This is a genomic window from Flagellimonas alvinocaridis, assembly GCF_004916895.1.
Taxonomy (GTDB): Bacteria; Bacteroidota; Bacteroidia; order Flavobacteriales; family Flavobacteriaceae; genus Flagellimonas; species Flagellimonas alvinocaridis.
In genome coordinates this window covers 460,959-473,011 of record NZ_SNTZ01000002.1, presented here as the reverse complement: position 1 = coordinate 473,011, position 12,053 = coordinate 460,959, and the positions used below count along the sequence as shown (strand labels likewise).

Here is a 12,053-nt window from a genome sequence, read left to right as displayed (position 1 = left end):
TCAGTTTATATTCTTACTGGGCGCATTGATGAAAAGCAACGCACGATATTGACGTAACCATGAAAAAGTCACGTCAAAACAGGATAGTTTATCCTATAAAAACTGGATCATGCCCGAGGGGGCTGTAAAAGAGAAGGTGGAATATCCTTGCCGAGGTCATCAAAATGGGCAAAGAATTCGTCTGGGATTTCTGGCTGGTACGGTTCAAATGCGACAAGCCCAAAATCTATGGTGTGAACGTGGCAACAATGACATTGACAGAAAGGCGAGCAAAGTTCACAATCGTCACCTTGGTCGCCGTCAGAATCGACTACCGAAACAGTTTGGCAATCGTCAGAGGCATTCCCTGAATCACTACAAGGCACCACGTTGAGCGCCAAGAAGTATATTGTTAATATGATTGTCAAAAATTTCACGGGGCAAAGATAAAAAAATCCAAGTGCAACTCTATTGCAAAGAATGGTTCTTAAAAGGAACTCTTTTTGGACCAATAAAAAGTAGTTCCAAACTTCATTATTGGAGTTTTCCCCCTAAAATATCAGGTCATTACTAGAGTATGAAAAAAGTGACAACGGCAACGGCTTTATGCCGTCCCTTGTCCGAGAAATATTTTCCGGGTTTATCTTTGGGCAGTATTGATCGGAATAGGTTCTACACGCCTTTTATTTGGCCATCAGTGCACCTGTACCTACCTGCCTTGGGTCAGGTTTCAAGGGTTGTTTGATGGTCGAGATCACCTCCAGACTGAAATGCCCGAACTCTTCGGTCACCGTTCCATGGCATAGATAGGTCCCCTTTCCATGAATGGGTGTGGATGCCATTGTTTGGGGAAAGTGGACACAGTCAAAAAAATGCCCTTCCAGATCGAGCATGGTGGTAAAGCGCATCGTGTCCCCTTTGGATGTGGTGTTCAGTCGGGTATGCACTAGGGAACCATAGATCCATATCCTTTGGTTGACATGGGCCTCAAAATCACCGGCGGTCAATCGGCTCCTTACCTTGCCGTCCATCAATTCATAATACCCACATAGCGGAAATCCCAAGAGTTCTATTTGGTCATAGGCATCCTCAATAGGATGGGAAGGTAAGTTTGGTAATGTAAAATGCCGGTGGTTGGGTTTAAAGAGCAATTTCTGGACCGTATCCTTTCGATGGGCCCTGGTCTTGAACACGGCCTGCCAAAGCACTTGTTTCTTGGGTACCCCAAACACACGAAAGGCATCGATACGTACCAAGATGGTCAACTGTTCGATGGCAATCGGGACACGGTCGATAAAATCATCAAAATCCCGGAACTTCCCATGGAGCTGCCTTTCGTTCAGGATGCGTTGGATGACCAAACGTTCCAAACTCCGAAGCTGCCCCAGCCCCAAATAGATGTGCTTCCCATAGATGACATTGACATGATCACTGCGGTTGATACAGGGCGGATGGATAATTCCTCCCCACATCTTAGCCTCATGGACATAGAGCTCTGTATCATAGAACCCTCCCCCATTGTTGAGCACGGCTACCATAAATTCCAGGGGAAAGTAGCATTTCAGATACAGGCTCTGGTAGCTCTCCACCGCATAGGAAGCGGAATGTCCCTTGGCAAAGGCATAGCCCGCAAAACTCTCGATCTGTTCCCAGACCATTTGGGTCAAGGCAGCATCGTGCCCCCTTTGTTTGCAGTTTTCAAAAAACTTGAGTTTCACTGCTTGGAATTCCTCCCGGGAACGGAACTTTCCGCTCATCCCCCGTCGCAACACATCGGCCTCCCCTAGGTCGAGTCCTGCAAAGAGATGGGCCACCTTGAGCACATCCTCTTGATAGACCATGATCCCATGGGTCTCCGGCATGATCTCCAACAGGATGGGATTGGCCTCCTTGCGGCGTTCCGGTTCCCGCTCCCTGCGGATATATTCATCCTTCATCCCCGAGGAGGATACCCCTGGACGGATCACGGAGCTGGCCGCCACCAGTCCCAAGTAGTCATGGGTCCGTAGCTTTTTCATCAGCCCCCGCATGGCTGGGGATTCCACATAATAGGCCCCTATCGCCCTTCCTTGGCTCAACAGCCGATTGATATTGGCATCCTGTTTCATGGCCTCCACGCTCTTGATGTCCCAAAGCATGGCATCGGGTCGGTTGTCCTTGATCACCTCAACCGCCTCCTTGATCTTGGCCAATCCCCGTTGCCCAAGGATATCGAACTTGAACAGGCCTACATCCTCGGCAATGATCATATCGAACTGCACCGTCGGAAACCCTTTGGGCGGCAGGGTCGTGGCCGAATAGTAATGCTCGGAACGGTCCAGAATCAAGATCCCCGAGGAATGCACACTGATGTAATTGGGCATCCCATGGATATAGGTGGCGTATTTCAGCACCAATCGGGCCAGTTCGTCCAAGCTTCCTTGCTCATACCGACCTGCACTGAGCTTATCGATTTCCTCGGTGGGCAGACCGAACACCTTGCCCAGTTCCCGAACAGCGGCCCGGTATTTAAAGGTGTTGTAGGTTCCCAATAGGGCCACATGCTCGAAACGTTCAAAAATATAGGCCGTGACATCGTCCCGGTCCCAGGTGGAAAAATCAATGTCAAAATCCGGAGGGGAGGCCCTAAAGGGATTGATGAACCGTTCAAAATACAGGTCCAGTTCAATGGGATCCACATCGGTGATCCCAATTAGGTAGGCCACCAGACTGTTGGCCCCACTCCCCCTGCCCACATAGGGATACCCTTTGGACTTGGCATAGGAGACGATATCATGGTTGATCAAAAAATAGGACACGAAGTCCAGTTCCTGAATGGTACGCAGTTCCCGGAACATCCGCTCCTTGACCTTTTCCGTGGGATGGGCATAGCGTCGAGGCAGCCCATCCAATGCCAGTTCCCGCAACCGCTCCACATCCAAGGCCTTGGACGCCAAAAAACGGGACTGGTTCTGGGAAACCCGCTCACTTCCAAACCCAAAGGCAATGGTACAGGAGTCCATCAACCGCTGCGTATTCTCCCAGATATGCGGAAAATCAACCAAGGCTTTTTTTAGTTCCTCCATGGACCGAAGGGTATCAGAGGGTCTGGCCTCCTCGGACTGGGGAAGTTTACTCAACAGTGTGTTCAATCCTATGGCCCGAAGCAACCGATGGGTATTGAAATCCTTTTTGTTACGAAAGCTCACGGGCTGTAACAACACCAATCTATCGGTATAATCCCGGTACCGGGAGAACCGTAATTTCCGGAGCTCTTCGACGGATACCCCAATGTACTCATAAGCTCGGAAGTCTGTCCGTTCCTCCTCCTGGATCTTCTCGAAGGGATAGATGACATGGACATGTTCGAATATTGGAGCCACGGAGGGAATGGATGTTCCCTTATGCAAATGTTCGGATAGAAAGGCATTGATCTCCCGAAACCCTTCATTGTTTTGTGCCAGGCCCACAAACTCCTGTACGTTCCCGTTCCGAAAATCGATGCCCAGAATGGGACGTATTCCCTGCTCATGGGCCAGTCGCACAAAGTTCATCCCTGCCGAACTGTTGTTGATATCGGTCAGGGCCAAGGTTTCCACCCCATGGGAACAGGCCAACTCCAAGAGCTCCGTTTCGGAAAGCACCCCGTAGTTCAAGGAATAATAGGTATGGCAGTTCAAGTACATGCTATTGTTGTCTATGGGCCAATAAGATGGGTGGTTGTCCGTCAAAGGGGTTTCCGCCTCTTCCTATACTATGGGCCCCCATGGCCGAGGCCCGCATCAAACTGGATTCCCCAAATCGATTCCGTACACGATCCATGGCCTGATAGAGGTTGAGCAGTTTTTCGTCATCCGCGAACAGGTCGATCTGGTAATGCCCCCCTACGATATGACTGTAGTTGACACCCACGAGTCGGATGAGCATCCTTCGGTCATAAAGGGAGGTAAAGAGTTCCTTCACCAAGGGTACCAACACATGGTCCGCAGAAGTATAGGGAACCCGTTTCTGCTTGGTGTAGGTCTTGAAATCACTGTACCGGATCTTCACACTCACACAGCCCGTCATCTTATTGGCCCTTCGGAGTTGGTAGGCCAGGTTCTCGGCCATGGCGAACAAGGTGGTCTCCAGTTTGACCATATCGGTGGTATCCTTTCCATAGGTACGTTCCGTAGAAATGGACTTCCGTTCATGAAACGGGAGCAAGGGGGAATTGTCCAGCCCCTGGGCCCGCATCCAGATGGTCCGTCCATGCAACCCAAAGGCGCTTTCCAGCATCTCCAAGGGCAGTTGCTGTACGGTCTGTATGGTAGTCACCCCCATATTGGACAAAAGCCCATAGGTTTTCTCCCCCACGGAGGGCAGTTTACGAATGTGTAAAGGCGCCAGGAACTCTTTCTCCAGTCCAAGATCGATCTTCATCTGGTTGTTGGGCTTGGCCTCCCCGGTGGCCACTTTGGAGACCACCTTGTTCTGGGAGAGTCCAAAGGAAATAGGCAATCCCGTTTCCCTCAAGATCCGTTGTCGAATTTCCGAGGCGTATTTGTAACAGCCAAAGAAACGGTCCATCCCGGAAAGGTCGGCATAGAACTCGTCCACACTGGCCTTTTCAAAGACCGGGACACTCTCCTTGATAATCTCGGTCACATTGTCCGAGAACTTCATATAGGTCCCTGCATTGCCCTTAATCACAGTGGCCTCCGGACACAACCTCCGGGCCACTTTCATGGGCATCCCTGAATGCACCCCAAAACGCCGGGTCTCATAGCTACAGGCCGCGACCACCCCTCTGTCCCCCAACCCACCGACCAAGAGGGGCCGCTTCATCAGACGGCTGTCCAGTAGTCGTTCACAGGAGACGAAGAAGGTATCCAGATCGATATGGAGAATGGTGGGTTTCATAAAATGTTGGATTTATTCCTATAATTTGGAAAATATCCAAATGTACGGAAAGAAACAACCCGTTTCAAAACTTTAACAATTTTGCCTATCTTAATACGGCATAATTCAACCTCAACATGTGTTACTCGACCAGACAGACCCGGGAACGGAAGGAGCTGGAAAAACTCCTTTCTGTCAAGGCCATGTACGGTGACCTGGACACCGACCTGGAACTCATTTATTTCCACGCCAACGGCTGGAGCCATCCTGTGATGTGGACTTTGGGCCAGGAAGAGCCCTACAATATGCTCCCTGCGATGTGGGGCATCATGCCCCCAAAGGAAAAGCAGGAAAATTACACGGAGTATTTCAAGAACCCAAAAACCTTTGGGGGACTGAATGCCAAATCCGAAAAGCTCTTTGACCACTTCGTGTACCGGTACTGTTGGGAGCACCAACGCTGTATCATTCCCGTGGACGGATTCTTCGAACCACACAATACGAAAGTGAAAGTCAAGGGAAAGGATTTTAAAGTTCCGTTTTATTTCCATAGAAAGAACGGCGACCCCATATACCTAGCGGGCATCTATACCAACACGGCCGATGGACGGAGGATCTTTGCCGTACTCACCAAGGACGCCACCCCCATGTTCGAGGAAATCCACAATGAAAAGAAAAGGCGACCCGTCATCATTGATGATGAAAACTTGGATGCTTGGTTACATAACGGCAACAATAAATCAGATGTTCAAGATCTTATCGATGACGATCTATGGGAAGGTGATCTGGAAGCCTATCCCGTCACCAAGGACCTCTATAGTAGAAGTGTGGATTCCAACTATCCGGGCATCATTGAAAAAGTGGACTACGAAGAGGTGTCCATACCCTATTGACCTTTCCTTTTGACCATGTTCATGGGTACGGACAGGGAATATCCCCCATTAAGGGTTCGCTAGCCCCGGAAGTGCAAGATCTTCAACGGTCAACCCAGACAGATGTACTTATATTTCATGAAAAATATATAAAAATCATCGTTTTTCACGCCAAGTAATTGTTTTTCATGGTATATTTGTCATTATATTTCACGTCATCATATGAAAAATAATGATTTTTCACAGAAAATAACGGTTTTTCATGGCCGCACCTTACCTGAGGAAGGTTTCTTGGTAGGTCAGTCCCTTTTGATTGCCACAATGGAGAATCAATTTGATGTAGCGGTTCCCCTGCCTGATATATTGGCCATGGCAACGGAGAAGCACCAACGCTACGATACGGACCAATGGCAAGTGTTCACCATAAGGCACAAACCCAAGGACGACCTGAAAAGCCATTTGGTCTTTGCCCTTAAATACGAGCCCTTGGACCTATATCTCCTCAAAAGGTTTTTCGAGTTGACCGGGGATGCCATCATACACCAAATGTTGGAAGAGGAGCCCACGGGGCAATACACTAGAAGGGCGTGGTTTCTATACGAATGGCTGACCGGAATAACCCTTGACGTACCGAACCTGAACAAGGGCACTTATGTAACGGTGGTGGACCCCAACCTACAATATACGGCCGAGCCCGAGAATTCCACACGGCATCGCGTCAAGAACAACCTGCCCGGGGTCCCGGGGTACTGCCCGATGATCCGACGGACGGCAAAACTGGATGGGTATATTGCCAAGGACCTATCTGAAACCATCGAAAAGGGATTGGGCAAACGGGACAAGGATCTTATTCGAAGGACCGCTGCTTTTTTATTGTTGAAGGACTCGAAGGCATCCTTTGCCATAGAAGGGGAACATCCCCCGAGCATGCGGGCAAGGAATTGGGGAAAAGCCATAGGCCAATCGGGCAAGTCCCCTTTGGGCATACAGGAGATCGAACGGTTACAGCATATTGTCATCGGCAACAAAAAACTGAGGCATATGGGCATCAGGACCGGGGAAGGCTTTATTGGGGAGCACGATAGGGAGACCCTCTCCCCCTTGCCCGACCACATCTCTGCCAAGGCCAAGGACCTTCCTCTTTTGATGCAAGGGTTGTTCGGCACGAACGAGCTGTTGCAGAAGTCTCGGTACAATCCTGTATTGGCCGCGGCCACCATCGCATTTGGCTTTGTTTTTATCCATCCCCTATCCGATGGCAACGGGAGGATACATCGCTATATCATCCACCATTTGCTTACCCGGATGGGGTATACCAAGAGAGGTATGATATTCCCCATATCCTCTGCCATTCTGGAACGGATTGATGAATATCAGGATATTCTGGAGCATTTTTCCTCGCCAAGGGTCGATTTGATCGAATGGGAGGAAACACAAGACCATAACATCGATATCCTGAACGAAACCATTGATCTATACCGGTACTTTGATTTGACCAAACAAGCGGAATTCCTGTATACCTGTGTGGAAGAGACCATTGAAAGGATCATACCGGAAGAATTGGACTATTTGGAAAAATACGATCGGATGACAAACCTTATCAATGCCCGTGTGACCTTACCGGATACCAAAGTCGATCTTTTGATCAAGTTTCTGAACCAGAATGAAGGTATATTGTCCAAAAAAAGAAGGGAAAAGGAATTTGCGGAATTGACAGATGCTGAAATCCAGGAAATTGAAGATTCATTCCAAAGTATTTTCCAAGGTTGATGGGTAACCTGACCCAGTTTGGGTTCCCTAACTATTCAAATCCCTATCTGTGGTAGGACACCGGCATGGTTCGACCAAAATAAAAAGGGTTCGCTTTCCCGAACCCTTCTTTTGTACCATTTGGAAGCCCTATCCCTCCAATATTTTGGCCTGCCGTTCTAAACTGGCCACCCTTTCCTTGATCCGTTCCTCCCGTTTTTGACGCTTTTCAGTATAGGATTTTTCGATTCCCAAAATCTTCTCCTTGTAAAAGGATTGCATTGCCACATAAAAGGATCGGTTGGTCAAATCATTGGAGTGGTTGCTTTCCCCAAGGTGTACCTGTCGGGTCAACAGGAACCGGAGCAGTTTATACAAGGTCTCCTTTTTGAAACCCTGTTTGAACCGGGCCACCCGTTCCCCATCGGATAACTTGGAATCCTCGCCGAAGAATTCCCCAAAATGTTCCCTTTGGCTATAATACCCGATGTTGTTCTCGAACAGGGAAATGGCAATGGCCACCATTTCATCCGTGGACAAAGGCTTTTTCAGGTTGATATAATCGGTCTCACGTATCATGTCCACGACTTCCTTGAACTGGTTGTTGTTCTCGATCTGTTTTTTCCGCAATTCCCGTGTATTGATCTTGATGATCTGCTCCTCCGGGGTACACTCGGACATTTTGCGTTGCTCCAAGGCCTTGGTACCTGAACTTCCACTATGGGTTTCTTCCCTGACCTTCACAAATACCGGCCGGGTCAAATAGGTGTCCGTTTCCAGCAGGATACCCTTTTCAAATCCAAGGTCCACGGCCTTGTCCCATGCCTCCTTTTCCTCCGTGAAGGATTCCAGGGCCTCTTTCAGGAATTCACCCAACTCTTCCTCGGTATATTCATAGTGTCGGTGCTCCTCCCTAATGTGATTCATGGTAGGTTCTATGGGCTCCTTTAAAATGTCCAGCCCATTGGTCAAATGCACCGCTAGGCCCTCCTTTTCCATTTGGGCCATGACCCATTGGTTGCGTTCCTCGTCCACCCGGTATTTGTTGATGTTGGGCACCAGTTTCAATCCTTCCTTTTTCACGCTTTTCAATAGCTGCATAAAGGTCTTGGTCTTTTTGTTCTCAAAACAGGAGGTCCGGGTACAGACCATCTTCCCATCACCGAACAAATTGCCCTGATTGGCAGCATTGAAGGGACAGGTATGGCAAGCCCCGGCTTTGGGAAGCAACGTCTTATCCGACAACCCAAAAGGGGCTTTGGACAGATCGAAGGTGCGGCTTTCGATCATCCGTTTGATCCGATGTTCCTGGAATTCGTCTTCTAGGCTTTCCAACAGCATCAGTTGTTCTCCGGGTTCAAAAAGGGCCACGGCCACCCCTAGGGAGAGGGTCATTTCCCCACTGCGGATAAAGGCCTTGAATCCCTCGATCAATCCTGCCAACTTGATGCGTTGCCGGATATAGTTCTCAGATCGGCCCAGACGTTTTGCAATCTCCCCGGGTTCGTAACGATCCAACAAAAATTGGATGGCCTCGGCCTCCTCCGTGGGTTCCACATCCTTGCGCTGTAGGTTCTCGATGATCTGGACCTCCAGAATCTCAGTGTCCCTATAGTCCCTTACCATGGCAGGGATAGTGGTCAATCCTGCCAATTTACTGGCACGATACCTTCGCTCACCCATGACGATGATAAAACCTTCGTCGGATTTTCGTACGGTGATCGGCTGCAGCACCCCATGTTCGGCAATGCTCTGTTCCAAATGATTGAGACTTTGCTCATCAAAGGTTTTTCGGGGTTGGTCTGGGTCCGGGAAAACCGAATCGATTCCCAACAACTGGATCTGTGGAACGTTTTCCACCTTCTCCACAGTTTTGGTTTGTTCCGACTTTGAACCTTGGTTGTTACCTGCTTTACGTGTCGCTCTCTTCTTTGTTTGTGCTTCCATGATCTTTGGATTTTGGTTAAACAATATTTGAGCGGAAACCAAGCGGAAGACAAATTTTTGGAGTGGCAAGGAAACGGAATAAAAAGTGACAGGGGAACGGCTTTATGCCGTCCCTTGTCCGACAAACCATTTGCGGGCTTATCTTTCGAAAACTATTGGAAGATAAAAAAGAAATCTACCCCTCCAGAAGGCCCATAAGGGTATTATAGTTCCAAACCTTAGATGGATATCCCTTGTACGCATGTTTGAAACCGAAGGTTTTTCTTTGAAAACCCATAGAACCCTAAAAACCAAAGGCTACAATATCAATCAGGCACGAACCTAGGTTATGGGAAGCGTATCCGCCGTCCTAGTCCTGAAAATGACTTATTTGAGGGCGGGGCGGACAAACGAGGGGACGATACGGCATTGGGGTATTGAACGGTAATGAAATACTACTGGGAAGATTGCCAAATTCAAAAAATAGGTAAAACAAAAGCCCATCGTTTCCGATGAGCTTAATAAGGTCTTTTCTTGTATGAGGTAAATCTCATCTAACAGAACCTAAGGCGGTTCACCCAATCATTCATCAATGGCATCCGCAGTTGGAATCCGCGGTCACTTCTCCTTTTAAGTGTTTTAGAATGTAAGGGGACAAGGTTATTTCCCCATGGTCATTTTTGGGTTCAAAATAGCCTTTGAGCAATACCTCGATTAAGATTTCTTTATTGGGTTCTCCCATTGTAGCTCCATTCCAAACCCATTCCCTGGCTTCCGGACTGTCTTCCAAATGTTCAGGATGGAAATCGAGGTTGCCGACCCTTATGGTAGGGGAAGCAACAATATGGGCTTTTTCGGCTTCCTCTATCGTTTTAATCATGGTTGAACTGAACAAGATTTCGCAGTTCAAATGATCAAAGAGTTCTTGAACTTCTTGAATCGCCGATAGCAATACACCTTGAACAGAATCACAGGCTGAGCAAGTACCTTCCCCAGTTGTTGGCATTCCCACTTGAAAAAGGGTCACTCTCAATGCATTTTTTGTCTTTACTTCCATGTTCATACGTTTTTAAGATTAAAGTTTACCCCTAAGACATGGAAAATGGACAAAGGATGCAGGTTTATACAAAATTATGATAGGCAACAGGATTTTGTAATGGTAAATCTCCACATTTGGTTTTCAGAATATTCAACTTCACCACATTCATCAAACTTTGCCCTAACCTTTTTCCTTGCCCTTAAGATCCTTGACTTTGTTGCCGATAATGTCAAGCCCAGATGCGCGGCAATACTTTTCTGCGGAAGGCCTTCTATATCCGAAAGTCTCAAGGGAGTTGAATAGTCGATAGGGAGACCATTTATAAACTTATCGAGCCAAACAAAGACGTTTTCATCATATTCATCCGGAACAAACAGGTGCAACTGTTCCAGGTCAACAAGTGTGGTCTTTCTTGGCTTCTTGTAAAAGTCAAAAATTGTATGTTGTGCAATCCTGTATAACCAAGCCTTTATATATCTTACGTCATTTTTTTTCTCACAATATGTTATGACCTTGATAAGAATCGTTTGCATTATATCATCAACATCATGCTCATTGTAAACACGCTTGCCCACATAGTTCCTTAAATCAGTCCGAAGGTCTTCCCAAATATTGAATATATCACATTTCATAAGTATAGGTTGTTAAAAAAGGAGGTTGAACAAATAACCGGAAATGATCATTCCAATGGCAATAGTTGAAAAGAAGGCAATGATCAACTGCCTTTGCATCACTTTTTGGAGCAGCAGGCCTTCGGGGATGGAAAGTCCGATCGAACCCATCATAAAGGCCATGGCCGTCCCTAACGGAACCCCTTTGTCAACGAGCGAATCCAATATGGGCAGGATTCCAACCGCATCAATGTACAATGGAATCGATACCAATACGGCAATGGGAATCGCAAAAGGGTTGGATTTTGAAATATAGGTGCCAAAAAATGACTCGGGGACATAGCCGTGGATAAATGACCCTATTGCAATTCCTATAAAAATATAGGGGACAAGGTTTTTAAGGGTCCGAATGGCCTCCCGATGAATTCCAGGAAATCGTTTCAGCAAATTTCTGCTATCCTTTTCCCTCGAATGCGCTTTCCATTCATTGTCCTTGAGCCATTCTGCCACATATTTGGCCATACCCATCTTTTCCAGGATAATTCCACCGATCACCCCCAAGACGATTCCTGAAAGTAGGTACACTATTGTAACTTTCCAACCATAGCCCAACCAGAAAATGGCAATAGCGATTTCGTTCACCAAGGGTGAGGTTATGAGGAAGGAAAGTGAAATTCCCAGTGGGATCCTGACCTGCATCATTCCCACGAACAAAGGAATGGAAGAACACGAGCAAAAAGGTGTCAAGGCACCCAAAGAGGAGGCCACAACATTCCCAAGACCTGATTTTTTGTGTTTCTCCAAATAATCCCGGATTTTTTCCATGGGCAAATAGCTTGTTACCACTCCCATTACATAGGTCACCAGCACAACCAGAATGGAAATAGAGCCAAAGGCAATGATGAAATAGTGTAATGCTGAGCCGAATGTATCCGTATCAGGAATACCCAAAAGGACATGGACAACATAGTCTGCCAGTCGGGTAAGCAGTTTTGTAAAGATTTCCATCTTAAAAAC

At 47.5% G+C, this 12,053-nt stretch carries 9 protein-coding genes; 2 read left to right on the top strand and 7 right to left on the bottom strand.

Features of this window, described 5'->3' with window-relative positions:
• Nucleotides 1–107: 107 nt before the first annotated feature.
• The 3 genes from EZV76_RS17430 to dinB all read right to left on the bottom strand — a co-directional run bounded on the left by EZV76_RS17430 (nucleotide 108) and on the right by dinB (nucleotide 4,860).
• Nucleotides 108–416, bottom strand: coding sequence for a DUF6660 family protein (locus EZV76_RS17430; RefSeq protein WP_081894468.1), 309 nt, complete (start codon nucleotides 414–416; stop codon nucleotides 108–110).
• Between the two features lie 246 nt (nucleotides 417–662).
• Complete coding sequence (locus EZV76_RS07485) at nucleotides 663–3,644, bottom strand: DNA polymerase III subunit alpha (protein ID WP_036379058.1); 2,982 nt, start codon at nucleotides 3,642–3,644, stop codon at nucleotides 663–665.
• Nucleotide 3,645: 1 nt separating this feature from the next.
• Nucleotides 3,646–4,860: a DNA polymerase IV gene (dinB, locus tag EZV76_RS07480; RefSeq protein WP_036379060.1), complete on the bottom strand. Its 1,215-nt coding sequence runs from the start codon at nucleotides 4,858–4,860 to the stop codon at nucleotides 3,646–3,648.
• Nucleotides 4,861–4,976: 116 nt separating this feature from the next.
• Here dinB and EZV76_RS07475 point away from each other — a divergent pair, with 116 nt between their 5' ends.
• On the top strand, nucleotides 4,977–5,732 hold the full coding sequence (locus EZV76_RS07475) for an SOS response-associated peptidase (protein ID WP_136565953.1): 756 nt from the start codon (nucleotides 4,977–4,979) through the stop codon (nucleotides 5,730–5,732).
• 201 nt (nucleotides 5,733–5,933) lie between these two features.
• Complete coding sequence (locus EZV76_RS07470; protein ID WP_036379063.1) at nucleotides 5,934–7,481, top strand: Fic family protein; 1,548 nt, start codon at nucleotides 5,934–5,936, stop codon at nucleotides 7,479–7,481.
• Between the two features lie 129 nt (nucleotides 7,482–7,610).
• On the opposite strand, the gene EZV76_RS07465 is transcribed toward EZV76_RS07470, so the two are convergent.
• From EZV76_RS07465 to EZV76_RS07450, 4 genes are all read right to left on the bottom strand, one after another.
• Nucleotides 7,611–9,407, bottom strand: coding sequence for a ParB/RepB/Spo0J family partition protein (locus tag EZV76_RS07465; protein ID WP_036385939.1), 1,797 nt, complete (start codon nucleotides 9,405–9,407; stop codon nucleotides 7,611–7,613).
• A gap of 568 nt (nucleotides 9,408–9,975) precedes the next feature.
• Nucleotides 9,976–10,443 (bottom strand): DUF2703 domain-containing protein, encoded by a 468-nt coding sequence (locus EZV76_RS07460; protein ID WP_161594391.1) that lies wholly within the window; start codon nucleotides 10,441–10,443, stop codon nucleotides 9,976–9,978.
• A gap of 74 nt (nucleotides 10,444–10,517) precedes the next feature.
• Nucleotides 10,518–11,057 (bottom strand): sigma-70 family RNA polymerase sigma factor, encoded by a 540-nt coding sequence (locus tag EZV76_RS07455; RefSeq protein WP_051947128.1) that lies wholly within the window; start codon nucleotides 11,055–11,057, stop codon nucleotides 10,518–10,520.
• Nucleotides 11,058–11,069: 12 nt separating this feature from the next.
• Entirely contained in the window at nucleotides 11,070–12,044 is a 975-nt protein-coding gene (locus tag EZV76_RS07450) for a permease (protein WP_051947129.1), read from the bottom strand.
• Nucleotides 12,045–12,053 lie beyond the last annotated feature (9 nt).